The organism is Xenorhabdus kozodoii (genome assembly GCF_002632875.1).
GTDB classification, from domain to species: domain Bacteria; phylum Pseudomonadota; class Gammaproteobacteria; order Enterobacterales; family Enterobacteriaceae; genus Xenorhabdus; species Xenorhabdus kozodoii.
Genome location: NZ_NJCX01000010.1, coordinates 43805 through 68840 on the forward strand (window position 1 = coordinate 43805; position 25036 = coordinate 68840).

At 40.4% G+C, this 25036-nt stretch carries 29 protein-coding genes and 3 pseudogenes; 18 read left to right on the top strand and 14 right to left on the bottom strand.

Annotated elements, in window-relative coordinates; translation table 11 throughout:
• Nucleotides 1–210 precede the first annotated feature (210 nt).
• The 3 genes from ptsH to crr all read left to right on the top strand — a co-directional run bounded on the left by ptsH (nucleotide 211) and on the right by crr (nucleotide 2877).
• Complete coding sequence (ptsH, locus tag Xkoz_RS08440) at nucleotides 211–468, top strand: phosphocarrier protein Hpr (protein ID WP_099141739.1); 258 nt, start codon at nucleotides 211–213, stop codon at nucleotides 466–468.
• 126 nt (nucleotides 469–594) lie between these two features.
• Nucleotides 595–2322, top strand: coding sequence for a phosphoenolpyruvate-protein phosphotransferase PtsI (gene ptsI / locus Xkoz_RS08445; protein WP_099141740.1), 1728 nt, complete (start codon nucleotides 595–597; stop codon nucleotides 2320–2322).
• 45 nt (nucleotides 2323–2367) lie between these two features.
• A complete protein-coding gene (gene crr, locus Xkoz_RS08450) occupies nucleotides 2368–2877 on the top strand; it encodes a PTS glucose transporter subunit IIA (RefSeq protein ID WP_086110013.1) in 510 nt (169 codons plus the stop codon).
• Nucleotides 2878–3074: 197 nt separating this feature from the next.
• Here crr and cysM read toward each other — a convergent pair whose 3' ends face one another.
• The 6 genes from cysM to Xkoz_RS08480 all read right to left on the bottom strand — a co-directional run bounded on the left by cysM (nucleotide 3075) and on the right by Xkoz_RS08480 (nucleotide 8842).
• Nucleotides 3075–3956: a cysteine synthase CysM gene (gene cysM / locus Xkoz_RS08455; protein WP_099141741.1), complete on the bottom strand. Its 882-nt coding sequence runs from the start codon at nucleotides 3954–3956 to the stop codon at nucleotides 3075–3077.
• 138 nt (nucleotides 3957–4094) lie between these two features.
• Nucleotides 4095–5183, bottom strand: coding sequence for a sulfate/thiosulfate ABC transporter ATP-binding protein CysA (gene cysA, locus Xkoz_RS08460; protein WP_099141742.1), 1089 nt, complete (start codon nucleotides 5181–5183; stop codon nucleotides 4095–4097).
• Between the two features lie 14 nt (nucleotides 5184–5197).
• Nucleotides 5198–6043: a sulfate/thiosulfate ABC transporter permease CysW gene (gene cysW / locus Xkoz_RS08465; protein ID WP_099141743.1), complete on the bottom strand. Its 846-nt coding sequence runs from the start codon at nucleotides 6041–6043 to the stop codon at nucleotides 5198–5200.
• Nucleotides 6043–6876 (bottom strand): sulfate/thiosulfate ABC transporter permease CysT, encoded by an 834-nt coding sequence (gene cysT / locus Xkoz_RS08470; RefSeq protein WP_208615234.1) that lies wholly within the window; start codon nucleotides 6874–6876, stop codon nucleotides 6043–6045. Before cysT ends, cysW begins: the two co-directional genes overlap by 1 nt.
• Nucleotides 6873–7898, bottom strand: a complete 1026-nt coding sequence (locus Xkoz_RS08475; RefSeq protein ID WP_099141745.1) for a sulfate ABC transporter substrate-binding protein — start codon at nucleotides 7896–7898, stop codon at nucleotides 6873–6875. Before Xkoz_RS08475 ends, cysT begins: the two co-directional genes overlap by 4 nt.
• Before the next feature lie 368 nt (nucleotides 7899–8266).
• On the bottom strand, nucleotides 8267–8842 hold the full coding sequence (locus tag Xkoz_RS08480; protein WP_422646045.1) for an RpoE-regulated lipoprotein: 576 nt from the start codon (nucleotides 8840–8842) through the stop codon (nucleotides 8267–8269).
• 319 nt (nucleotides 8843–9161) lie between these two features.
• Between Xkoz_RS08480 and Xkoz_RS08485 the strand changes: the two genes are divergently transcribed.
• The gene (locus Xkoz_RS08485; protein WP_141554403.1) at nucleotides 9162–9413 is read left to right on the top strand and encodes a hypothetical protein; all 252 of its coding nucleotides are present in this window, start codon (nucleotides 9162–9164) and stop codon (nucleotides 9411–9413) included.
• Nucleotides 9414–9473: 60 nt separating this feature from the next.
• Here Xkoz_RS08485 and Xkoz_RS08490 read toward each other — a convergent pair whose 3' ends face one another.
• A complete protein-coding gene (locus Xkoz_RS08490) occupies nucleotides 9474–9896 on the bottom strand; it encodes a GNAT family acetyltransferase (protein WP_099141748.1) in 423 nt (140 codons plus the stop codon).
• Nucleotides 9897–10215: 319 nt separating this feature from the next.
• Between Xkoz_RS08490 and Xkoz_RS08495 the strand changes: the two genes are divergently transcribed.
• Together Xkoz_RS08495 and Xkoz_RS08500 are read left to right on the top strand one after the other, a co-directional pair.
• The gene (locus Xkoz_RS08495) at nucleotides 10216–11433 is read left to right on the top strand and encodes a tyrosine-type recombinase/integrase (protein WP_099141749.1); all 1218 of its coding nucleotides are present in this window, start codon (nucleotides 10216–10218) and stop codon (nucleotides 11431–11433) included.
• Nucleotides 11434–11560: 127 nt separating this feature from the next.
• Complete coding sequence (locus tag Xkoz_RS08500; RefSeq protein WP_099141750.1) at nucleotides 11561–11845, top strand: helix-turn-helix transcriptional regulator; 285 nt, start codon at nucleotides 11561–11563, stop codon at nucleotides 11843–11845.
• Between the two features lie 173 nt (nucleotides 11846–12018).
• On the opposite strand, the gene Xkoz_RS20815 is transcribed toward Xkoz_RS08500, so the two are convergent.
• Nucleotides 12019–12204 carry a YlcI/YnfO family protein gene (locus Xkoz_RS20815; RefSeq protein ID WP_038205529.1) on the bottom strand — a complete coding sequence of 62 codons (186 nt, stop codon included), beginning with the start codon at nucleotides 12202–12204 and terminating at the stop codon, nucleotides 12019–12021.
• A gap of 193 nt (nucleotides 12205–12397) precedes the next feature.
• Between Xkoz_RS20815 and Xkoz_RS24045 the strand changes: the two genes are divergently transcribed.
• From Xkoz_RS24045 to Xkoz_RS08520, 5 genes and pseudogenes are all read left to right on the top strand, one after another.
• On the top strand, nucleotides 12398–12526 hold the full coding sequence (locus Xkoz_RS24045; protein ID WP_279627398.1) for a hypothetical protein: 129 nt from the start codon (nucleotides 12398–12400) through the stop codon (nucleotides 12524–12526).
• Complete coding sequence (locus Xkoz_RS08510) at nucleotides 12516–12923, top strand: hypothetical protein (protein WP_099141751.1); 408 nt, start codon at nucleotides 12516–12518, stop codon at nucleotides 12921–12923. Before Xkoz_RS24045 ends, Xkoz_RS08510 begins: the two co-directional genes overlap by 11 nt.
• 2 nt (nucleotides 12924–12925) lie before the next feature.
• Nucleotides 12926–13126 (top strand): annotated as a pseudogene (locus tag Xkoz_RS24960) (primase-helicase zinc-binding domain-containing protein); the annotation flags it as partial.
• 9 nt (nucleotides 13127–13135) lie between these two features.
• Nucleotides 13136–13381, top strand: a pseudogene (locus Xkoz_RS24965) (winged helix-turn-helix domain-containing protein); the annotation flags it as partial.
• A 577-nt stretch (nucleotides 13382–13958) separates the two neighbouring features.
• Complete coding sequence (locus tag Xkoz_RS08520; protein ID WP_038189289.1) at nucleotides 13959–14438, top strand: Hcp family type VI secretion system effector; 480 nt, start codon at nucleotides 13959–13961, stop codon at nucleotides 14436–14438.
• On the opposite strand, the gene Xkoz_RS08525 is transcribed toward Xkoz_RS08520, so the two are convergent.
• Both Xkoz_RS08525 and Xkoz_RS08530 read right to left on the bottom strand, forming a co-directional pair.
• Nucleotides 14435–14842: a hypothetical protein gene (locus Xkoz_RS08525; protein ID WP_230579276.1), complete on the bottom strand. Its 408-nt coding sequence runs from the start codon at nucleotides 14840–14842 to the stop codon at nucleotides 14435–14437. The genes Xkoz_RS08520 and Xkoz_RS08525 overlap by 4 nt on opposite strands.
• The gene (locus Xkoz_RS08530; protein ID WP_099141752.1) at nucleotides 14835–15521 is read right to left on the bottom strand and encodes a hypothetical protein; all 687 of its coding nucleotides are present in this window, start codon (nucleotides 15519–15521) and stop codon (nucleotides 14835–14837) included. Before Xkoz_RS08530 ends, Xkoz_RS08525 begins: the two co-directional genes overlap by 8 nt.
• A gap of 280 nt (nucleotides 15522–15801) precedes the next feature.
• Here Xkoz_RS08530 and Xkoz_RS08535 point away from each other — a divergent pair, with 280 nt between their 5' ends.
• The 3 genes and pseudogenes from Xkoz_RS08535 to Xkoz_RS08545 form a co-directional block, all read left to right on the top strand.
• The gene (locus Xkoz_RS08535) at nucleotides 15802–16839 is read left to right on the top strand and encodes an IS630 family transposase (RefSeq protein WP_099141753.1); all 1038 of its coding nucleotides are present in this window, start codon (nucleotides 15802–15804) and stop codon (nucleotides 16837–16839) included.
• Nucleotides 16840–17053: 214 nt separating this feature from the next.
• Nucleotides 17054–17446: a hypothetical protein gene (locus tag Xkoz_RS22935; protein ID WP_244183435.1), complete on the top strand. Its 393-nt coding sequence runs from the start codon at nucleotides 17054–17056 to the stop codon at nucleotides 17444–17446.
• Nucleotides 17447–17574: 128 nt separating this feature from the next.
• Nucleotides 17575–17787, top strand: a pseudogene (locus Xkoz_RS08545) (phage major capsid protein); the annotation flags it as partial.
• A gap of 373 nt (nucleotides 17788–18160) precedes the next feature.
• Here Xkoz_RS08545 and Xkoz_RS08550 read toward each other — a convergent pair.
• The 3 genes from Xkoz_RS08550 to Xkoz_RS08560 are packed head-to-tail and all read right to left on the bottom strand — an operon-like array spanning nucleotide 18161 to nucleotide 20037.
• Nucleotides 18161–18556 (bottom strand): SIR2 family protein, encoded by a 396-nt coding sequence (locus tag Xkoz_RS08550; RefSeq protein ID WP_099141754.1) that lies wholly within the window; start codon nucleotides 18554–18556, stop codon nucleotides 18161–18163.
• Nucleotides 18516–19028 (bottom strand): SIR2 family protein, encoded by a 513-nt coding sequence (locus tag Xkoz_RS08555; RefSeq protein WP_099141755.1) that lies wholly within the window; start codon nucleotides 19026–19028, stop codon nucleotides 18516–18518. The genes Xkoz_RS08550 and Xkoz_RS08555 overlap by 41 nt, the downstream gene beginning before the upstream one ends.
• Nucleotides 19029–19050: 22 nt before the next feature.
• Nucleotides 19051–20037, bottom strand: a complete 987-nt coding sequence (locus tag Xkoz_RS08560; RefSeq protein WP_099141756.1) for a ParA family protein — start codon at nucleotides 20035–20037, stop codon at nucleotides 19051–19053.
• Nucleotides 20038–20408: 371 nt separating this feature from the next.
• Here Xkoz_RS08560 and Xkoz_RS08565 point away from each other — a divergent pair, with 371 nt between their 5' ends.
• The 3 genes from Xkoz_RS08565 (at nucleotide 20409) to Xkoz_RS08575 (ending at nucleotide 22984) form a co-directional block, all read left to right on the top strand.
• Complete coding sequence (locus Xkoz_RS08565; protein WP_099141757.1) at nucleotides 20409–20843, top strand: HNH endonuclease; 435 nt, start codon at nucleotides 20409–20411, stop codon at nucleotides 20841–20843.
• Between the two features lie 129 nt (nucleotides 20844–20972).
• Complete coding sequence (locus Xkoz_RS08570) at nucleotides 20973–21326, top strand: phage terminase small subunit P27 family (protein WP_099141827.1); 354 nt, start codon at nucleotides 20973–20975, stop codon at nucleotides 21324–21326.
• Nucleotides 21323–22984 carry a terminase large subunit gene (locus tag Xkoz_RS08575; protein WP_099141758.1) on the top strand — a complete coding sequence of 554 codons (1662 nt, stop codon included), beginning with the start codon at nucleotides 21323–21325 and terminating at the stop codon, nucleotides 22982–22984. The genes Xkoz_RS08570 and Xkoz_RS08575 overlap by 4 nt, the downstream gene beginning before the upstream one ends.
• A 356-nt stretch (nucleotides 22985–23340) precedes the next feature.
• Here the strand turns inward: Xkoz_RS08575 and Xkoz_RS08580 are convergent, their stop codons facing one another.
• The gene (locus Xkoz_RS08580) at nucleotides 23341–24156 is read right to left on the bottom strand and encodes a hypothetical protein (RefSeq protein WP_099141759.1); all 816 of its coding nucleotides are present in this window, start codon (nucleotides 24154–24156) and stop codon (nucleotides 23341–23343) included.
• Between the two features lie 553 nt (nucleotides 24157–24709).
• On the opposite strand from Xkoz_RS08580, the gene Xkoz_RS08585 reads away from it, so the two are divergent.
• Nucleotides 24710–24967 (top strand): helix-turn-helix domain-containing protein, encoded by a 258-nt coding sequence (locus Xkoz_RS08585; RefSeq protein ID WP_099141760.1) that lies wholly within the window; start codon nucleotides 24710–24712, stop codon nucleotides 24965–24967.
• Nucleotides 24968–25036 lie beyond the last annotated feature (69 nt).

The following is a 25036-nucleotide window of genomic DNA, read 5'->3' on the forward strand; positions in this document are numbered from 1 at the left end:
TGTACAAGCTAAAGCGAATTCAACGATACCCAATGGATTTCGAGTTGCAGCGTGAAAGCAAGAAACGTGTCCTCCGAGCGCATAGCCAGTCTAGGTGACCAAGGTACATGAGCTAGCCAGCAAAGCAGCAACTTGAAAGATCAAGGGCATGCACTAACTTTAGAATTCTCTTAGCTTATCGACGAATATTTAAGTTATTGAGGAAATACTATGTTCCAGCAAGAAGTGACTATTACTGCGCCAAACGGTCTTCACACTCGCCCTGCGGCACAATTTGTCAAAGAAGCAAAAGGCTTTGCTGCCGACATTACCTTAACGTCTGGGGACAAATCAGCCAGCGCAAAAAGCCTGTTCAAATTACAAACGCTGGGATTAACTCAAGGTACAGTAGTAACAATTTCTGCTGAAGGCGAAGACGAGCAACGGGCTGTTGAACATTTAGTGAAATTGATGGGTGAATTGGAATAATCGTCCGTTCAATCAAGCCAATCTATTTCATTCAGCTCATCCCCAGGGCGATAGAATCTGGGGATATTTAGGCTCTCCCCTTGAAGGCTTAATGAAAGATAATCACCCGCAGTAAGGTCATATAATATGATTTCAGGCATCTTAGTATCACCAGGAATTGCTTTCGGTAAGGCGTTACTACTGAAAGAAGATCCCATCATTATCAATCATAAAAAAATTACTCCTGAACTTGTCGAACAAGAAATTTCCCGCTTTAAGCAAGGCCGTGACAAAGCGTCCGCACAGTTAGAAACCATTAGAGAAACAGCCGAAAAAAATCTGGGTGCAGAAAAGGCCGAAATTTTCGAAGGCCATATTATGTTGCTGGAAGATGAAGAGCTAGAGCAGGAAATTATCACGCTGATTAAAAAAAATCTGTTAGCAGCAGATGCAGCCGTTCATTCCGTTATTGAAGATCAAGCTAAAGCATTAGAAGAACTGGATGATGAATATTTGAGAGAGCGAGCCGCCGATGTCCGTGATATTGGTAAGCGCTTACTGAAAAATATTCTCGATATGCCAATTATCGACTTAGGTTCCATTAATGAAGAAGCCATCCTAGTTGCCAATGACCTGACCCCCTCAGAAACCGCACAACTCAATTTGGATAAGGTGCTGGGGTTCATCACTGATCTTGGTGGCCGAACGTCTCACACCTCCATTATGGCTCGCTCTCTGGAATTGCCAGCGATTGTGGGTACAACCAACGCGACCAAACAAATTCAAAATGGCAGTTTTCTGATTCTGGATGGAGTCAATAACCACATTTATGTCGACCCATCTGATACCGAAATCGAGAAACTGAAAGCAGCGAAAAGCGAGTATCTGACAGAAAAAGCGGAACTGGCGAAGCTGAAAGACTTACCCGCCATCACATTAGATGGTCACCAAGTTGAAGTTTGCGCCAATATCGGTACGGTGCGTGACATCCAAGGCGCTGAACGCAATGGTGCCGAAGGTATCGGTTTATACCGGACTGAGTTCCTGTTTATGGATCGCGATTCCCTGCCAACGGAAAACGAACAATTCGAGGCCTATAAAGCCGTTGCAGAAGCCGTTGGCAACCAAGCTGTCATTGTCCGTACCATGGACATTGGGGGAGATAAAGACCTGCCTTACATGAATCTGCCAAAAGAAGAGAACCCATTCCTTGGCTGGCGCGCGATCCGTATTTGCCTTGATCGTAAAGAGATCTTACATTCTCAATTACGTGCTATCCTCAGGGCTTCTGCATTTGGTAAACTTCGCATTATGTTCCCAATGATTATTTCAGTTGAAGAAATACGGGAATTAAAAGCTGAGCTTACGTTACTCAAAGCGCAGTTACGCAATGAAAACAAGGCATTTGATGAATCGATTGAAGTTGGCATCATGGTAGAAACGCCTGCTGCTGCAACCATTGCTCATCATCTTGCAAAAGAAGTTGACTTTTTTAGTATTGGGACAAACGATCTAACTCAGTATACTCTTGCGGTAGACCGTGGTAATGAGCTGATTTCTCATCTCTACAACCCAATGTCACCAGCAGTGTTGAGCTTAATCAAACAGGTTATTGATGCCTCACACGCAGAAGGTAAGTGGACTGGCATGTGTGGAGAGCTTGCCGGTGATGAGCGCGCCACGTTATTGCTCTTGGGCATGGGGTTGGATGAATTCAGCATGAGTGCAATATCAATTCCACGCATTAAGAAGATCATCCGTAATACTCATTACGATGATGCAAAAGCACTGGCAGAGCAAGCCTTAACTCAGCCAACAGCAAAGGAATTGATGGATTTGGTTGACACCTTTACCAGAGAAAAAACACTCTGCTAAAAATTAGCCAGAATACGGTCCCATTAAACAATTAGGAGAAGATTCATGGGTCTGCTTGATAAATTAAAATCTCTGGTTTCAGACGATAAAAAGAACAGCGGCAGTATTGAAATTATCGCCCCATTGTCAGGTGAGATAGTCAATATCGAGGATGTTCCAGATGTTGTTTTCGCCGAAAAAATCGTTGGTGATGGTATCGCCATCAAACCAACTGGCAACAAAATTGTCGCTCCTGTTGATGGCACCATTGGTAAGATCTTCGAAACTAACCATGCTTTTTCTATCGAATCTGATAGTGGCATTGAGCTATTCGTTCATTTTGGTATTGATACTGTTGAACTAAAAGGTGAAGGCTTTAAACGCATTGCCGAAGAAGGTCAACGAGTACAAAAAGGCGATTTGGTTTTAGAGTTTGATCTCGCATTTCTGGAAGAAAGGGCTAAATCAACTTTAACGCCTGTCGTAATTTCTAACATGGACGAAATTAAAGAATTAACGAAAGTAAGCGGATCAGTCGTCGTAGGTGAATCAGTCATCATGCGAATCAAAAAGTAACAGATAAAGTCATTGGGGGGATATTTCCCTCTTTTTCTGTTAGCCGATTTATTTTAATTGATGTACTGCTTGGGAATCGCCACTGCTTTATCAGGCTAGCCAGTAAACTATCTGATAAAACAGGGCGATTTTTTATGGATAAGCCAAAGCTACCGCTTAAAATTATGGCGACGCAAGCAAAAAAGGTGAAAGAAAGGTTAATTAAATACCCCAGTAGATAAATATCTGTCACCACGATCACAAATAATCGCGACAATAACTGCACCAGGATTTTCGGCTGCGATGCGTAATGCCCCAGAAACTGCCCCACCAGAACTGACACCACAGAAAATGCCCTCCTTTTGCGCCAACAAACGCATGGTATTTTCCGCTTCCATTTGAGTGATATCCAGGATCTGATCCACCAACTCTTTCTGATAAATTTGAGGCATATAGGCCGGGGACCAACGACGAATACCCGGAATGTGGCTATTTTCCGCAGGTTGCAATCCCGTGATGTTTACCTTGTCTGACTGAGATTTCAGATAGCGGCCGACACCCGTAATCGTGCCGGTTGTTCCCATACTGGAAACAAAGTGCGTGATCCGTCCTTGGGTTTGCCGCCAAATTTCCGGGCCAGTCGTATTGAAATGGGCCAGTGGGTTATCCGTATTATTAAATTGGTCCAGAACTTTTCCTTCTCCATTTTTCTCCATTTCTTTCGCCAAATCCCGCGCCCCTTCGATTCCTAACGCCTTACTGACCAAAATTAATTCAGCACCGTAAGCCCGCATTGATGCTTGTCTCTCAAGGCTCATATTTTCAGGCATCAACAATTTTAAACGATATCCTTTTACTGCCGCGATCATCGCCAGTGCAATACCGGTATTGCCACTCGTTGCTTCAATCAGAACATCGCCGGGGGCAATTTCCCCACGCAATTCAGCTTGCTGGATCATCGAAAGCGCGGCCCTGTCTTTCACGGAACCCGCAGGGTTATTGCCTTCCAGCTTTACCCAAATTTCCGCATCAACGCTTTTTGTCATTCGTTGTAATTTTACCAGTGGTGTATTACCTATAAATTCTGCCAAGATTGCCACAGCATTACCCAACCCAATTCGTATAAAAGTGAACAATCAAATAATCATATTAAGGAAACTGTAGCAAGACATTAAGCAAAAAATCCCCGCCCCTGACATAACAGAGGAGACAAGGATTTTATATAAAGATGAATTAAATTAGGCAGATTCAGCAAGTCGCAAAACTTTTAATGGCAAATCCCCCGCATACAAACGAGCGCCTGTGCCACCAATAAAATAGTGACTTCCCCTCATCGGTACAGACGAATCATCTTGCCAAATCACTGACAAGTACTCTTCCCCCCACCCTAGCGGCTGAACAGATAACAGGAAAAAATGACCACGCGGGCTAACTTCCACGATTTGCACGGGCAAAGGGCAAGCCGATGTTTGTCTGGTACTGAGCACCATATCCCAAGGTCGGAAAAAAACATCCACGTTTCCTTGATGCAGCGGTGTGATATTCAATGGAAAAATTTTCCCGCCAATCCAGAGTTGAGAGCCTTTAATTTCCCCATCCAGTTTGTTTATTTCCCCCATGAACTCAAGGACAAATCGACTTTCCGGCTCATGCCATACTTGCTGCGGAGTGCCGACCTGTTCAATGCGTCCTTGATTCATAAGTACCACCCTGTCAGCCACTTCCATTGCCTCTTCCTGATCATGGGTGACAAAGACACTGGTGAACTTCAATTCTTCATGTAGCTGACGCAACCAACGACGTAATTCCATGCGAACCTGAGCATCTAATGCACCAAAAGGCTCATCCAACAAGAGGATCTGTGGCTCAACGGCCAATGCCCTTGCTAATGCCACTCGCTGTTTTTGCCCACCAGAAAGCTGCGATGGATAACGCTCTGCTAAATGGGAAAGTTGCACCATCTCCAGTAATGCCATGACCTTATCACGTAATGCCCCAGCACCGGGACGCTGGCGACGAGGAAGCACCGTCAGGCCAAAAGCCACATTATCAAATACCGTCATATGACGAAATAAGGCATAGTGCTGGAATACAAAGCCAACACGCCGATCTTTTGCATGTAGCCGGCTGACATCCTGCCCGTGGAATTTCAATTGGCCTGCACTCTGCTGCTCAAGCCCCGCGATGATCCTCAACAATGTTGTCTTACCAGAACCCGATGGGCCAAGCAGGGCGACCATCTCACCAGATTCAATATCCAATGAAATTTCATTCAGTATCTGAGATCGACCAAAAGATTTACTGATTTTACTGATTTCAATACTCATATCCCGCTCCTAACCTACCCTTGCTGGCGGCTTAAACGCCATTGCAATGCACTTTTGACAATCAGAGTCATAATCGCCATCACCGCCAATAAGGCCGCGGCCGTAAATGCGCCAACCGTGTTGTAATCTTGATATAACAGCTCAACCTGCAAAGGCAGCGTATAGGTTTCGCCGCGAATTGCCCCCGATACCACAGAGACAGCACCAAACTCCCCAATCGCCCGCGCATTGGTCAAAACAACACCATATAACAATGCCCAACGAATATTTGGCAACGTCACATGCCAGAACATCTTCCAGCCAGATGCACCCAACAATACGGCGGCTTCATCTTCCTGATTGCCCTGGCTCAACATCACCGGCACCAGTTCACGGACAACAAACGGGCATGTTACAAATACCGTCACCAATACCATGCCAGGCCATGAAAACATCAATTGGATATCATCATTCCCCAACCAACTTCCTAACCAACCATTGGCCCCATAAAACAGCAGATAAAGTAACCCCGCCACCACTGGCGAAATCGCAAACGGAATATCAATTAATGTCAGCAATAATTGTCTGCCGGGAAATTGGAAACGTGTCACTAGCCATGCCGTCATCACACCAAAAACTAAATTAAGGGGGACAGTGATAAGTGCAATCATTACTGTCAACCAGATAGCATGCAGCATATCGGGATCGAAAAGGTTTTGGGCAACCCTATCGATACCTTGAGAAAAGGCAGTCAGGAAAATCCATGCTATCGGTATGACCAACAATAGAGCGGAAAAAAATACACCCGTACCAATCAGTAACCATTTTCCCCAATTTATAGCGGGACGTTGTGCCACTGTGTATGTGGATAATTCCGTCATCAATGTCCCCCTATCCGTTTGCCGAAACGGTTTTGCAATATATTGACGCTAAACAACAATAATAACGATGCCGCGAGGATAACCGAAGCAATCGCACTGGCAGCCGGATAATCAAACTCTTGCAGGCGAACAAAGATCATTAAGGAGGCGACTTCGGTTTGCCAGGCAATATTGCCCGCAATGAAAATCACGGCACCAAATTCCCCCAAACTACGCGTAAAAGAGAGCACTGTTCCGGCAATGAGTGCCGGCGAAACCTCGGGTAAGATCACTCGTTGAAAAGTTTGCCAACGGCTTGCTCCCAATGTCTGTGCCGCCTCCTCATATTCAGGGCCTAACTCTTCAAGGACAGGCTGAACAGTGCGAACAACAAACGGCAGGCTGGTAAATGCCATTGCGACCGCAATGCCCAGCCCGGTATTCACGACTTTGATATCGAAATTGCCAAGCCAGGCACCATACCACCCCGTTGCAGAAAAGAGGGTTGCCAGCGTTAAACCGGCGACGGCTGTCGGTAAGGCAAACGGCAAATCCATCAGACCATCCAGTAAACTGCGTCCGGGGAATTGATAGCGCGTTAATATCCATGCCATTAACATGCCAAAAACCATATTGAACAAACTGGCAACGGCGGCGGCCAACAATGTCACTTTATAAGCCGCAACAACCTGCGGATTGATGATAACTTGCCAATATTGTTCCCATGTCATACTGGAAAGTTGTACTACCAAGGCGCTTAATGGCAACAACAAAATAAGGCAGACATAAAACAGGCTACAACCTAAACTCAGCCCAAATCCGGGCAAGACACGTTTGCTGGATATCCACATTATTGACGCCCTTCTTTCAATAACTGCTCAAGCGTGCCGCCCGTGTTGAAGTGAGTTTTCATCACTTGTGACCAACTACCGAATTGTTCTTCGAGGCGAAATAGTTTGGTTGCAGGAAAACGGGATTGCTGCGCTTTCATCACATCTTGATCAATCACCCGATAATTAAAACTGGCCATGATTTGCTGGGCTGCCGGACTATACAGATAATTTAAATACGCTTTGGCCACCGTCTCAGTACCGTTTTTCTCAACATTTTTATCCACCCAGGTCACAGGGAATTCAGCCAAAATATTCACCGGAGGCACAATAACCTGATAATTATCTTCACCGTACTGTTTGCGAATGTTATTGACCTCAGATTCGAAGCTAATCAGCACATCCCCTATTCCCCGCTCAATAAAGGAAGTGGTTGCCCCACGACCTCCGGTATCAAACACCGCTACATTCTGTAAAAAGCGCAACATCAGTTCGCGAGCCTGCGGATTTTTTTGCTGAAAAGCGCCCCATGCAGCCAAATAGGTATAACGTCCGTTACCTGATGTTTTGGGGTTTGGGAAAACCAACTGCACATCACTTCGTACCAAATCTTCCCAACTCTGGATATGTTTGGGATTGCCTTTGCGTACCAGAAAAGCCATTGTGGAATAGTATGGAGAGCTGTTATTCGGCAAACGCTGCTGCCAGTCGGCGGGAATAAGATTGCCACGGTCGTGCAAGATCTGAATATCCGTGACCTGGTTATAAGTAACAACATCCGCACGCAATCCATGCAAAATAGCCAACGCCTGTTTCGATGAGCCAGCATGGGACTGTTTGATGGTCAATTTATCCTGCGGGTTCTGTTCATTCCATTGTTTTTCAAATTTCGGATTCAGGCTCAAGAACAGTTCTCGTCCAATATCGTAAGAACTATTCAACAACTCAACAGCCAAGGCGCCAGCGCTATAAGCATTGAGACAAGCAAAAAACAACAGGCTAATCACACCGCTTAATAATTTATTTTTTATTGCCACTATTTTCATCTAACACCTTACTCATCACGCTATTTGACAACAATTTCTCTACTGTATCCAGAATCTTTATAACAGGGTAGTTTACTAGCCTCTGTTTTATATACCGAATTTTTATGAGAAATGATGAAAAGCGATAAGGTGCTGAAAATATCAAAATACAGGTGCCAACCACTTTTTAACGACCTAAAGCGGTTTGAACGCTGGCACCCTGTATTCATCAGGCAGGCGGATTAAAAGATTATTGACTTGCTATAAAAATTTTTTAAGGGTTCTATACCCGTCGTCTTTCAAGATGCGTCTTATATCTCCCCGCGTAGCGGGGAAATATAAGCACTCTCATTGGCTTGCAAACGGCAACTTGAAGTTGGATTGGTATATCATGATTTCCAAATAATACGCGAAACTTTCCAATCCTTTAAAACATCATCAGAAGGCATTAATCCTTCAGGACCATTCCAATCTCCGGTAAAAACATAGCTGACATGCAGGCTTTGTGGCGCTGCGCAAACGACTACAGGTTGCACAGTCACATTTTGAGAGCGCTGACATTTCCCAAAAGCCTGGTTATAAAGAGCGGAAAAAGGTGTGCCTATTTTTGTCCCCCAAACGGTTTTCACCTCGTCATCCAATACATCAATACGATTAATTTTACCGTTGACCAGACCATGAAATTCCAGTTTCACCTGACCATCTTCCATCCCTTGGACGATGCTCACTAACTTGCCATCTTGCATTTCCATACCACTACGCAGGCGATATTTACCTTCCAATCCCTTGTCGATCGCAGATTGAGTCATATCCGTCCGGTTATTGATTTTGCCTATTCCCTGCTCAGAAACGTTCAAGGAACTGCCAAACCAATTAAAAGGCGATAAAGCAGGCCATGACGCTCTTAATGTTCCAGCACAGGCCGTCAATAAAAGTGAGCACCCTACCAGACTGCTGGCTGCCATCACTCTCTTCTGTTTAAAACCGAAATTAAATACACAAAATTTATCCATCACTGTTTTCTTACCCTTGGCTCTCTGAAATTGTCACTTGCTCTCTATCAGACCACACTCTGAGAAAATCATTCCATTGTGAATAAACAAACCATTCATCAACAGAAACATAAAAATCACGTTTAGAAGATTTCATTTATTAAGTATTGCATATCTATTTATAAAATAAATTGTATGATTAAATAACATTATAATTTTTAAGCCATTATTTGTTATTTACCTGAAAGTACTTATTTTAAAATTTAGTCAGATAATATCAATCAGGAGAAACATGATGAACATTTCTTATCAATATTATGATTATGTTGATTACCATCAACCCTCTAATTTGATCGTATTAAAAGGAAAGACGACATCCTCTATACCTGAGCATTATTATCTATCTAAAGATAAGAATGGAAATATTAAAGTAATGCTTTACATTAACAATAAAAAACCCGCAATGCCAAAAAACCTCCTTGTGATAAAAAATCCCTATATCAGAAAATGGGTTCACTCCATTTATACTTTATCAAAAAAGTAATAACTGGGAAAAATCCTGGCTAAATAGCACAATTCTATTTAGCCATTTCATATGGTATATTTAATCAATAATCAATCGCTTACTAAACATCACACTTTCCTGCTCCGAATAATCATACTCCATCTTTTCACACATACAGATTGTTGCATCATTCTCTTCTGGAACGATGATCAAAATATTAGGACAACCTCTGGCTAATAATTTTTTTTCAAGGCGAGAGATTAATGCATTGGCTATTCCCCTGCCTCTAAATTCAGGGTGAACGCCCAGATAATAGGCATGGCCACGATGCCCATCATAACCGCCCATAACTGTACCAACCACTTCTCCTGCAACTTCAGCAACCAGAAATAAATCAGCGTCATGGGTGAGTTTACGCTCAATATCTATTTCTGGATCATCACCCGTGTTGATCAAATCACAACGTTCCCAGAGTGTGATAACGGCTTCAAAGTCATCTTGCCGAAATACTCGAATTTCCATAGTTAGTAAGCCTATTTAATAAGCAATTGAATCAATGTTAATTATCACTGCTTTTATTTTGGAATCAATATGAAAATGCGTTTACTGATACTAACAGGTATACTGCGGATCTTCATAACTTAACCAAAATGAAAACAGAAATGAATACACCTAATATATATTAGTTTCATATTTCGGTGTTTGTCGATGTTTATTTTTTTATATAAAAATCAAATAATTAACAATCCAATCAACTGTATATTGTTCCAGTGCTTATTGACGTTTTCCTACTATTGCAACACACTACGTATAAACATTTGTATAAATATATTGGGTGATCATGGCTGCCGAACTAAACAAGCTCAGTGACAAAAAACTTAAAACCCTACACGGAAAGGAAAGGAACAAGATTGAATTTTTTGCCGATGGTGCTGGATTGAGTGCAAAAGCATCTAAAGCTGGTGGTATTAGTTGGGTCTTTACCTACCGACTTGATGGCAAGAAGCTAAATCGCCTTACTATTGGACGCTATCCTGATATGCCCCTCAAACAAGCTCGTGAAACACGGGACAAATGCCGTAACTGGTTGGCCTCTGGTAAAGATCCAAAGCTGCAATTTAATTTAACGATGCAGGAATCATTAAAACCAGTTACTGTAAAAGACGCTATCGAATATTGGATAGAACACTATGGCAGAGAAAACCGAGTAAATATTGATAGCCTCATTCGTCAATTAGGAAAGCATATTTATCCCCACATTGGGGAAATGGCATTATCTGACTGCGAAATAATATATTGGCTGCAATGCTTTGATAAAATGAAAAAAGAAGCTCCGGTGGCTTCTGGTGGCATGCTTCAATTGTGCAAGCAAGCCCTGAAATTTTGCCGGGTAAGAAGGTATGCAATTAGCCATGTATTAGATGATTTAACAATTCAAGATATAGGAAAAAAACAGAATAAAGGCCAGCGGTATTTAGAAGATAATGAACTTGGTCAATTATGGAAATCCATCAATGAAGATATTTACCTACCTTATTATAATAATTTATTGAAAATTTTGGTTGTATTTGGTTGTCGAACACGAGAGATCAGATTATCTAAATGTTCAGAATGGAATTTAGATTCCATGCTGTGGGCTGTTCCAAAGGAAAATAGCAAGACAGGTGAAAGAATTATTCGCCCGATACCTGAATGTATGAAACTATTCTTAGAAAATATTATTTATCAAAACCATAAAAATGATTACCTATTAGGTGCGTTTAAAAGCACTGAAACAGTATCAGAGTATGGAACAAAGATATGGAAAAAATTAGGTCATGTGGAAAAATGGTCTTTGCATGACTTAAGGCGAACTTTTTCCACAAAATTAAATGATATGAAAGTAGCTCCACATATTGTAGATCAGCTTTTAGGCCATATTTTACCGGGCGTCATGGCGATATATAATAAGAGCCAATACCTACCAGAGAAGCTAGACGCCTTAAACATGTGGTGTGAGCGACTGGATGTATTGTCGGGTAATTATGAGAATGTCGTTGTATTAAAAATAGCTCAATAATGGGAATTAATGAGTTTAATGATGAGTGTGATCATTGTGGTATATACGTAACAAATATTGCTTTCTTTTGTAATGATTTATTTTAAGTAAAATACCCTCACAAAAACAATTAAACAGTGAGGGTAACATGACTATACAATACAGCATTCCTACACCTGAAGAACGCCGCAATATCCTTTCCGAGTACGGCGAACCTTACGATCGTCTTGTACGTGAAAAGGAACGCCATCACATCACCTCTATTTCCAGAACGTCAGCATGGAAACTGGAAAATGAAGGCCGTTTCCCTGCCCGTAAGCCATTAGGTCGCAATTCCTGTGCTTGGTTGCTCAGTGATTTGCTGCATTGGGTACGTAATCCGCCAACAGTAGAAAACGTAAATAACCCATATAGTCGTAAACGTACCAATTAAAGAATGACATCATGGAAAAATTAACTGCCTTAATTGGTTGCGATCTAACTCACTCTAAAATCAGCTTAATTTTTGGGAATCAGTGGATTAATGGTAAGTACTAGATATAGAGGTTCTTTAAGATTAAGCAGCCATCAATTTGAGAGACAACCCTCTTTAAGAGGGTTAATTGATTATTCTTGCTCAGATGATGCTTTGGATTTCCGCTGGCGGCGTTTAATTTCACCTGTCATAGCCGAAATTATGAATTGTGCGGTACTTTCACCCTCTTCTTTAAGTTTTTCCATTGAGTCAACAAGTTCATGCGGTACACGTGCTTCTAATTTTTTTGACTTTGCATTTATTGCTTTCGTTGCCATATCTGTATCCATTAGTAGTTGGTGGCTGACAGTATACACAAAAAATTTTCATGAAAAAGGATTGACGTGGCTGACACTTAAAAATAACATAGTGGCTGACACCTTGAGTCATTCAAGGAACAAAAACAGCGACGCCCCGAAGTGCGGTAACACTATCGAGGCGTCTAACCACAACATTATTGGAGCTAATGCTATGGCTTATACACAGTCTAACCAAACTCGCCCAAAATTTACATTCCTAATTGCATCCGGCACTCAGCGGCTGGCTGATATGTTCTCCTTGATCTTCGCATTACGTCAGGGGGCATACCATGAGTCATAAACCTATCTCACTAAAACAGGCACTATATCGTGCCGGTCTGGGTATTTCACTTTTCGCGTACATTACCCAAAAAGCCAAAGATGAGTGTTCAATTGACTTAAATAACCTGATTGCACTGGCGCACGGCATTCATCAGGAGGTTCACCGCGACCTGTTGAAACACGTCCCGCAGAACCCGGTGAATAAATTAGTCAATTGCATTGTACGCAGGGAAATAGATCCATTAGGTCAGTCCTCGTTTCGTGCGGGCTTATGCACTTCTTTATATGAAATCATTCTTGAACAGGCCAGCCAACATTGTTCGGAAGAGTTACATGATTTGTTGTCGCTGGCCTGTGATATCAATCAGGAAGTTTACCACGCGCTTTATGCGGTGGTTAATGGTGAGGAAGAATGATCATGAGTCAGGGAAATCATAACCCTAAAAGCCGCCCGATTGACGTCATCCGCGCTGTGAAGCAATCCGCCGCCAATTATTGGCAAAACCTGTTGCCCGCTTGTGGCGTTGATGTTCCCGCCAAGGGAAAGCATGGGGCTTGCCCGATATGCGGCGGCACTGATCGCTTTCACTTTATTGACGATAACCATAACGGCGACTGGCATTGTCGCCAGAACATCATCCCACGGGCACCGAGAATGTATTTATATCATGCTTATCTTTCTTTTATGGAAGCGCACGGCTTTGAACGTCCGCTGACATTAACTAAGTTTGGTGAATCCATCCCCAAGATTATGCTGGAATACCGGAAAGAGTATCGGAAAGTGAGAACCAAGAAAGGCTATTCCTATAACGTTGAATTATCGGAAGAGGCCGAAGAATGGTTACCCTCTGTGCCTGAGTTACGAAACAGTTAAGCCTGCTGCATAAAACTTTTAGGTTTAGGTCTGCATTCCCTGCACCATTTTAAATATCTATCTGTATTTAAAGGAAAATAATAGGTGTATAGTTATTTTTTAGCTATACACCTATTATACATTCTCTTCATTAATATAAAAAATGGGTGAACAGGAGATACAGTCAATGAATATCCTATTAATTGCGGCAAACCCAGATGTAGCAAGGCTTTCAGGGAATTATGCAGAGGGTGCACAGCGGAGAAGGTGAAAAAGATTTTTAGGGGGGGTACCTTTGGTAGGAAAACAAAAATATCTTTATGTTTTGATATATATCAAAACATAATTAAAATTAGCAGATTAAATAGTCGTTTTTAGAGGCTATCTAATGAAATATTTCTTCATATCAGAATTATCAAAATCACTCAATGTAACGTATGTTAGTACCATTGAGTGATAATATTTTAGAACCCTATATTATATTTTTTATCGTTGTTATTTTGTTTTATGATAAATTATGAATATGACTATTGACAGGCAGATAAATAGCTATATATTTTATGACTATAAAATATATAGCAAAAGGAAAGGAAAGGAAATGGCTAACATTATTTATATGACCTTAAACGGCAAAAAGCAAGGGCTGATATCAGCAGGTTGTTCAACCTATGATTCAATAGGTAATAAATACCAAGAAGAAAATAAAGATAAAATATTGGTTTATTCTGTAGATCACGATATCAGTAGAGAACAGAATGTAAATCATCAACCTATAATAATAACAAAGCCAATAGATAAATCATCTCCATTATTAGGCGTTGCAATATCAAGTAATGAGCATTTAGATTGCCTGCTTGACATATATAGGAATAGCTCAGCAGGAGGATTAGAAAAGTTTTACTCTATCAAATTAACAAATGCAACTATAAAAAATATCTCAAGCCACTACCCCAACTCACTAAGCCACAATGATATGCAACCATATGAAAGTATAACAATTTCATATGATAGCATAACGTGGACACATCACATCGCTGGTACATCAGGCTACAGCATAAGAGAAGAGAATGTATTTTAATTTTTCTCCACTAAAAACAAAATGGTACGCTCAGTATCATTTTGTTTTATACTTATAATGGTATTATCTTTACGCCAGCGTTCATCTTTCCAATACTTATCATAGTATTTTATAAAACCCATATTTTCAGTGTATTTTATTAATTCTGCCAGACGACTCAATTTTACATTTGAAAATATAATTTCGTTAGTCATGGTATTATTACCATCAGGGGAGTCATAATATATGATATAATCATTTGAAATTAAAGGTACACTCTTAATCTCATCAAAGGTAAATGAGTAATAGTAAATAAAATTTCTTTTTGTATATGATAAATTAACATTCGCTAATGATGCAAAAAAAAGAATAACGCCAATAGCTAAAATAAATATAACTATACATATACGTATGAAATTACTCAACCGCAATCCCAGCATATTCTTTACCTATATTAATCCAGCTTGTATCTTCAATAAGCATTACGTCCTGACCAGTTTTTATATCGCTTATAGGCGTTATTGTATTTAAAAAACTAGGCAAGGGAACATTATAAGGAATTGTATTATTTGGATACTTTTCAGGGTCAGGGAATAATAATGGCTTAAAATATTTATTTTTAAATTTCCCTATATCCCCGTAGTAATCCCATCGTTTATATGCTTTTTCTTTACTTACTACCCCTACTTGAGGTAAATAATTAATACCGTTGATAGCTTGATAAAAACCGAATAAGTTAGAAATCAAATCTTCACCACTATAGCCACTATCCGAAATTAAAGTAAAAGGAAAGGAATCTTGATATGATTCAAATGAATGAGTTGTATACATCATAATAGTAAGAGAAACTCTTTTTTTATCATGTAAAGATAAACCTCTTCTAACTCTCCATCTTGTTTTTATAGATGTTCCTAGGCTACGCCCCCTGCCCATATATTGAACATACCTAACAATAAAATGCGATTTATTAGTAGTTTCATCCCCCAAAGCAAGAGAGAGCATTAACTTCCTTGCATCATCACCGTTAGCATGTCCTAAATCTAACCACCCTAATTTTTCTGTATAAACCAATCGTCCATCTTTTATATCAGATCTTTTAGTCATTAGAACTCCTGTAATTTAGTTAAGTGTGCCATAAAATCTTAGACGTATGACACTAAACAAAATAATTAGTAGAATAATTTTAACAAAAATCAGCTATTCTACCCTCACACTAACCTCCTGTAGAATATGATGATATAATTACTTACTAAATTAGTAAATATCAATATTTTCGTAAGATACAATCATAATCTTAGACTATAAACATGATTAGTTAATAGTATATACCCATCGTAATTGAAGATACTTGATTTTTCATTCGTATCAGATCAAGATCGCGCCCATGAAAATTACTCTGACAGATGCCCAAAAAGAAGCCCTCGAATTGATGCACGATACGACTCGTGATGGGCGCGTACGTGACCGCATCAAGGCCGTGCTTTTGGCCTCAGAAGGCTGGACTGCCCAGATGGTTGCCCAGGCTTTGCGTATTCATGAAAGTACGGTGAGTCGCCATCTGAAGGATTACGTCTCTGAGGAAAAATTCGCCCCTGAAAATGGCGGCTCTGAAAGCCGTTTATCTGCCGAACAAACGACAGAATTAGTGGAGTATCTGACGGCAAATTTGATGCACACTACCGCGCAAATTGTGGCTTGTGTCTGGGCGCGCTGGCAGGTGACTTTCACTGTGGCTGGGATGACAAAATGGCTCCACCGCCAAGGGTTCAGCTACAAGAAGCCGATGGGAACGCCTCATAAATCCGATGCGGGTAAACAGCAACACTTTATTGAGACCTACAACGCGTTGAAAGCTGAATGTGGCCAAAATGCGCCTATTTTGTTTATTGATGCGATGCATCCTACCCAGTCCACAAAATTAAGTTACGGCTGGATGAGGCGCGGAAGAGAGCATGTCAACGTGGTCGAAACCACAGGCAGCCGGACCCGCCTTAACATCATGGGCGCACTCAATTTGCAACGGATTGGAGAGACCATTATTCGTGAATATCCGACGATTAACGCGAAAAATGTTGTCCTGTTTTTCGGCTCAATCCGAGAAACCTATCCGCTTTCACAAAAAATTCATCTCATTCTGGATGGAGCCGGTTACCACCGCGCTGAAATAGTTCAATTTTTTGCCGAGGTTCTGAATATCGAGTTGTATTATCTGCCCCCTTACAGCCCTAACCTCAACCCGATTGAGCGATTATGGAAGTATGCGAATGAGCAGGTACGAAACAATATCTATTTCTCGGAGGCAAAAACGTTCCGTGAAACACTGCATCACTTTTTTCATGTCACATTGCCAGAAAAAGCGAAAGAACTCACCACCCGGTTGACAGATAATTTCCAGACTTTAATTCCTGCATCTTCAAGTTAATTGCGTATAGAGTATTTTCTTCACAAAAAATTATGTGTTAATTTTTAACATATCAGTAACAAAGTGTTTTCAAATTTATTTTTATAGTAAGTAATATCATCTTAAAACTGTAACCTTTATTTAATTACTTAAAATAAATTTTACTCAGTAATATTACACTTGATTGATTTTTAAGTTAACTACTCTGGTTTGGTTTTTAAACTAATGAAATAATATGAAAAAGATACTGATTATTTTTATTTTTTTACTTTATGGTTGTGGGAATCCAACGCCAAAATTTTTACCAAAATCAGAAGTTCTTCCTGATGCTGTGATAAACGAACCATATCAAGCATCAATTACCATCACAGGAGGCGCATTAAATGAAAAAAGCGTTTGGGTAAAAATTCATCCTATTGGCTCAGGACTAACATGGAATCCAAAAGAAAGTTCTTTCCAATGGGAAGGAAAAGAAGAAATAAGAAAAGATTATCTTCATATAAATATAACAGGCATCCCAAAGAAGACAGAGCTGATAAAAATTGAAGTGGTAGGGTTTACTTTGGGTACAATGTACCCAGGGAAAGATTTCGATAAAACCTATACTATAAAAGTAAAAAACAAATAGCTTTAGTAGAATGGCGATTTAAGTCGCCATTTTTGTATGCTCGCTCAACATAACAAGGATTCTTTCTTATTATTTTTCATGGTGTTAAAAATTATTTTTTGCAAAAATAAATTAACTACAAAGACACCATGAAAAAACTACTCGAATTACGCCAGCAAAAAGCCGATTTAACCCATCAAATGCGTTCCTTTCTCACCAAAGCTGGAGATGAAAAACGCTCACTAACCAATGATGAAACCAAACAGTTTGACGAACTGCGCAGCCAGTCCGATTCCCTGAATGCGGAAATTGCCCATTATGAAACCCTTGCCGATGATGAGCGCAATCAGGCAGGTAAAACCCAACCAGCTAGCAAAAACTTCAGTAATAGTGATGTGGATGTTCTCGGCTGGCTGACCTAAGAGATTGATGACACCTTTGTTGATACCGAAGAAACTTGGTGACGGTGGCAAAAAAGCTTTCTGACTTATTTGAAGCAACGATTTAAGGCGAGTTTTTGAATATCAAGAACGACGGCTGGGATATATATTGACCGCGCACCACTACAGATAAGAATAGGTACTATTATCATCTGTTATAATATTGTTTGTCTTTGTCAAGGGAAAAATAATTTTAGGTAGCGATAGATTTATCCACTACCTGATGTAATTGAAATCATTAATCTGAAATTAAAAATGTGGTTTTTATATCCACTGTAATTAATTCAGTATCTTTTTACCAGTTCATTGTCTCTTTCAGGTTTATTCTTTCTTCTTCAACTAAACTAACAAGTTCAAACAAACTATTAGTTAGTTCAGAATGATCTCCTTTTGAAGACTTATAATGAAGAATGGTTAAATTTAATGTATCTTCAATTAATTTAATCATGTCTTTATGAATACTTTTGTCTGAGGATATCATAAAATGTGGTTTTGTTGCGTCATGCTTGAAAAATGAATCTTCAAGTAATAACTTAATATCTGGATCATTTACACCACAGCCTATAAAAAGGAAAGTATGTGTTAAGCTCAAGGCATTTATAAGCTCATAAAAATCTCTATTTTTTGATCTGGCTTTAGCATAATCAGACCTAGAAAATATTAAATTTTTTGTATCCGTCTGCTGTACCATGTATTTTTATTATTAACCTACCTATATCTTTAACGAAAGTAACAATATCTAAATCAAAATAATTTTTTATTACTACTGATCCCTGTGTTTCAGTAGTTACATAAGTATCATATATTTTATCGAAATTAGGGGTTATAACTATCCTACTATCTAATTTAAATAAACATTCATGTATAGGCGCTGGTTTATATTTAGGAGTTAAAAAACATTCTTTTATTAGTGTCTCAAATTCACCCTTGCTCGAGTTTAATTTGATTAGTTCACAAGCAGTCAGATAATCTTCATTACGTATCAATTTTTTTATTTGGTTAGCATTAGGTAAATTACGCATGCTTTTTTCTAAAAAATTTTTCCAGCTTGGAGGTCGAATATTATCTATGCCAACACTGTTCATAGACACACCTGAGCCTAAAAAAAGAATACATTTTCGCCTAGCGAGATCTTGCACTAATGTATTAGTCCATTTTATCATGGTCATCATACCTTAATATTATTTAATAACTTTTTACATATATTACTATATATTTTTTTGCATCATTTACTTTTGCAAAATGAGCACCTACCACCCCATCTATACCTTTTAATGAAAACACAGGTGTATGAGCAAGTTGAGACATGGGTATCAGGCTATTCATATTCTCTATTTCTCCAAGTTTTGGTACAAGATCTTTACTTATGCTAAACTCATCAGAAATATCTGATTTAATTATTGTGGGGATTTTTCTTGCTATTTTCTCAAAAGATTTAACCTGAACTTTTTTGCCTCTAACAGTTTTGGCCCTATATTGCTGCATTACATATCCAATAAAAAATAGTTTCCACTTCATTTCCTTATCTTTGATATAAAAAGAATCTCCATCCCCCTCATATTTTTCATAGATACTAAGACCTCTACTTATATTATCTCTCCAATTAATTAATGAGGTCTTTATATTTTTTATAGCCATCAAACTAAATGTGTCAACAGACATAGGAATTGTAAAGTAATCACTTGATATTAAAATAGCTCTATTTAATGCTCCTAAGGATGGTCCAACATCAAAAAATATAAAATCATAGTCATCATATAAATAAGATAAATGTGAAAACACGAATGTTGTTTGCAACCCTCTATATTTCCCAACTATTGCCTCAGACCAATCAGAGGCCAATGAATCTTCGCTTAGAGCTAATAAAGGGTCTCCGGGTATAAGGTCGAAACCAAAATTATCGGTTTTTATAGGGCTTATTCTTTTTTCTAGATAACCAGTACCTCTCCTTACTGGTTTTAGGAAAGACTCTATAGTATCTCTTTTATCAGTTAAATATAATTCATCTAACTTTTCATCACTTAAGCAATAAGATGTTGCATTGCACTGAGGGTCAGCATCAACTACTAATACTTTTTTATCTAATTCCAGAGATAAATATGCTGCCACATTGCATATTAGAGTGGTTTTACCTACCCCACCTTTGTTATTGAAAAAAACTATACTTTTCATGATACGATTCCTTTTTAAACTAATTAAAAAACAATAATATTAGTAATATTCTTGTTCAATAAGTCATAATTTATTATAGGCGATTATAAAAAATAAAATTTAATATCCTTTTCCTAATTTATATCATCAGAAGAAATGTAACTAACATACTGTTTTTTCAGATGTTATTTTCACATCAGGACAATCATGATGGAAATTTTCGCTATATCTCCATACATAAGGACAGTGATAGCACAGTACCTCACTAGGGGATTTTTCAATTTCACTGAATCATTCCAGAAACATGCCCCATAGTGTCTTTGCCACACTAGCCTCCTTAATGCCGGAACAAATTGTCATGATCTATCTACCATTATGTGAGGGGCTATTTGATGCCGTGGCAACCGTTAAAGCGTTGTAGCTATCCGGCTTGCCGCGAGCGGGTCAAGTCCGGTCGCTGTACACAGCACCAGCGGGAAGCCAGACGGCATCAGGATAAGCAGCGGGGAACCCGAACCCAACGAGGCTACAGTAACCGATGGGGACGCTATCGGCTGCAATACCTGAAAGCTAACCCGTTGTGTGTCCACTGCCTACAGCAAGATATCTATGCCTCTGCAACGATTGTGGATCACATTATCCCGATACAGGGTGAAGCTGATGTGTTGTTCTGGCCTGCATCCAACCATCAATCGTTATGCCAGCCCTGCCATAATCGCAAGACCGTACAGACAGACCCTATCACCAAAGCGAAGCGCAAACAGGGTATCTATCAGGAACGGGAAGCAGAAGCGGCAAAGCGTCGCGGTTGGTTAGTCGCAGAATAATAACAAATGAAATAGTGGGTGGGGGTATTAAAAATGACAAACGCGCTTCTCAGCGGAACCGACCCCCTCCTCAAATTTTTACGCACGGCACTTTTTTTGAAAATAAACTCACAAGGAAGACAGAAAATCATGGCAAGAGCACCCAAACCCCCGACGTATCTTAATGACATTGCCGCCAGTCAGTGGAAATCCAAGGCAAAAATCTTAGGCGAACGGGAAGATCTGACCGCCGCCGACTGGAACAACTTAGAACTGTACTGCGTCAACTATGCCATTTACCGAAAAGCGGTGGCAGACCTTGATATTCGGGGCTTTAGCATTGTAAACAGTCAGGGCAGCGAAAACCGCAATCCGTCACTGAGTGCCAAATCCGATGCAGAAAAAATCATGATAAAAATGTCGTCGTTGCTTGGCTTTGATCCGGTGTCACGGCGTAAAAATCCGGTCGAAACCGAGGAAGAAGACGAGTTAGACCGCCTATGAATGCATGGGAGCAATACGCTTTTGATATCCAAAACAGTAACATTCCGGCCTGTAAGCGACTAAAACAGGCCGTGAAACGCTACTATAACGACCTGAATAACCCACGTTATACGTTTGATTCTGAGGTTATAGCGCGTTTTATTGCCTTCTCCCGTCTCTGTCCGCACGTCAAAGGCCATTTACGCGGTAAGCCGATTGTACTGGAGCCGTGGCAGCAGTTCGCCTTTGCCAATCTGTTCGGCTTCAAGGTAAAAGCCACGGGGCGCAGAAAATACCGTAGCGCTTATATTCAGGTGCCACGTAAAAATGCGAAATCCACCGTTGCCGCGATATTGGCGAATTGGTTCTTAGTGATGGAGTCAGGCCAGCAGGATATTTACACTGCCGCCGTGAGCCGTGATCAGGCGCGTATCGTGTTTGATGATGCCCGCCAGATGAGTTTGTTATCAAAGCCGCTGAAAAAGCGGCTATCTATCCAGCAACATAAAGTGACCGACCCGAAAACCAATAGCCTGTTAAAGCCACTGGCAGCCAAAGCCTCTACTATTGAAGGAACAAACCCCAGTCTGGCCATTGTCGATGAGTACCATTTGCACCCCGATAACGCGGTGTACTCTGCCCTTGAATTAGGCATGGGCGCACGCCCCGAAGGTGTCCTGTTTGCCATTACCACAGCGGGCAGTAACGTAATATCAGCCTGTAAGCAGCATTATGATTATTGTTGCCAGATATTGGACGGAGAAGAGCAAAACGCATCACTGTTTGCCCTGATTTACGAACTAGACGACGAGAACGAGATTGATGATGAAGCGCTTTGGATCAAGGCAAACCCCAATCTGAATGTCTCGGTAGACAGTGGCGCTTTGCATGACACGATACAGAAAGCCCGTGGCATTCCTTCACAATGGACGGAGATGTTAACCAAACGCTTTAATATCTGGTGCCAGGGCGAAACGCCGTGGATGGGTGAAGGAGCTTGGAAAGCCTGCCAGACAGAATACGATGAAAATGACCTGAAAGGCTTGGAATGTTACGCCGGATTAGATTTATCCTCAACAGGCGATATCACCAGCATCTGTTACACCTTCCCCGTGGATAACGAACTGTTATTGCTGACTCGCCATTACCTGCCCGAAGCCCAGTTACAGAACCCGGCTAACAAGAATCGGGCGGTTTATCGCCAGTGGGTGAAATTGGGCTGGATACGCACCACAACGGGCGACTGCATTGACTATGATCGTATCCGTGATGACATTCTTCGTGACAGCCAGCACTTTGATATCAAACTGGTAGGCTTCGACACATGGAACGCTACCCATTTAAGAACGCAATTACAGGGCACAGGTATTGAGGTCGAGCCGTTCTCGCAAACCTATATGCGGTTTAGCCCCGTTGCCAAGTCTGCCGAAGTCTTTGTTAACCGCAAGGTCATTCGTCACAACGGCGATCCGGTGCTCGCTTGGGCGATGTCCAATGTCGTGATGGAAACGGACGCGAACGCTAATATCAAACCGAACAAGAAGAAATCAGCGAATAAAATCGACCCTGCCATCGCGTTCCTGATGAGTTTTGGCACATGGCAAGCAGAGCATGAAGACTTTGCGTTTAGCCAAAATGATGAACAGAAACAGAGATTAGCTAACTTTGATGGAATTTAGATAACTAATTGATTTTTTTAATGCCTGTGCAGTATAGGAATTAATGAAATAAAATGCTCAGAAGGTTAGATATCACACACCTTTTTGGGATTAGTCGCTACTTTATCCGACATTCCGCACCGCATTCGTAATTTATTGATTTAATTAAAATTTAACAATAGCATAAAATTTATGCAATTTATTTAAAATCAGTATATTACAGATATAGCTGCGGAATGACGGCTTTATCTGACAGTGTTTTGTAGAAAAATGCGACTAAATCTGACAGTCAGCTATGAGCGAGAAGCGGACGTTACGTCCGCATTTTTCGGTTGGTTTTGAGCGCAGCGGAAAACCAGTTCGACAAGATACTCTTTTTAGTACGTTATTTTTGTCTCGATAGCGTAACTATAATCTTCTGGATATCTATCGAATACTTCTTTCCATTCCACATCAGGAGCGATCGAAGTCACATCATTTCCTGATAACAATAACTGTTTTGTCAGATGGGGGTAGTGCTTACAATACATATCCCATGATGAGGCATATTTTTTCCGCACTGATTCTGGGTAATTATTATTTTTTGAACCTATATACATGCTATTAATATACTGTATTTCGGGTAATATAAACCACTTTGAGTCCGTGCAATCTATTAATTCAGAATGTATCTGGAAGCTTCCATAACTATATTCCTCAACGTCATCTAAGCTTTGAGTAACATATACAAAATTATAATTATCGTTAAATTCTCTATATTTGAATATATTACAGTAATGAGAAATATTTTTGTCTATGAATAATCCGATAGCTTTTAATTCTTTTTCAGAATTATAAGCATCAATTAGTGCATTTCCGTAAAAACATGGTATGCCATTTATTTCGTAGTGAGTGAAATCGCCATACGTAATGACTGCACGGAAATAAACTTCTCTTTCCGTGAGCCTGTGCATAAGCTCTCTGACAAATTCACACATAAACATAATGAGATACCTAGCGTCTTCTGGGGTATCTCCGCCAATTACGTTGTAGACGACCACTGTGTCTGAAAAAACAATAACCTTAAATGCATAGTGTTCATGAGCATGTAAGCTGGCAATGACCTCATATAGATCATCAATCTTTTCACTTCCTTGCCTTACCAATTCAGTAAAACCAAGTATATCTAAATAGAGAAAGAATCTTTCGTTCATAAGTATCCTGAAGGGCTAATAATTTAAGGGAAGGCACTGTGCTTGCAAGTTGAAGACTTTCCGGCCTTCCTTCATGATTTTTATTTATACTAACCTAAAGACAATGCAAATTAATTTCAATTCGTTATTGAAAATATCAGCTACTAAACAGCATAAAGTTAGTAGGGCTCAAATTTTTCCAAAGTCCGCTATTGGCACTGAGCTGACTGTCATATTTACTTGAATCCAGAGTAGCAAGAGTGTCAGCTTGCATGGGCTGTTTAATAGCATATAACGCAATAAAGGTAAGCACTTTTACTGATTCGCTTATTGAACCAGATAAACCAATCAGCTAAAGTCCCCCCGCCACTGGCAAAATCTAGTGGTCAGGGTTTCGCAGCCTTGTAAACATACCCCACTGGTAGGAAATTTCTACCAGTGTGTCTGTTATCGCCTTTTCAATGGCGGTTCTGGTAGGGGAGGTTTCGGCCTCGCCGGGTGGGTATGTTCCGGTACTGCGAACCCTGTCTGAATCGCCACCATCAATGTTCAATTAATGGAAGGGGTAGCAGGAATGAATAATGTTAAAATTGACTGGCATCAAGCCGACATTATTGCTGCATTACGTAAGCGTGGTACAACCTTAGCGGCTGTTTCTCGTGAGGCGGGACTCAGTTCATCTACACTGGCAAATACTCTTAGCCGTCCGTGGCCTAAAGGCGAATGGATCATCGCTAACTATCTTGAAATACATCCCTCTGAAATTTGTCCTAGCCGTTATTTTGATATGTACGGTCAGCTTATTGAGCGTAAAGTTCGAGATAAATCATAAAAATAGCAGTCCACCACTTGAAAATCACCGGGAAGATAGCCGTAACAGGGTATCTTCTCACTAGCAGTA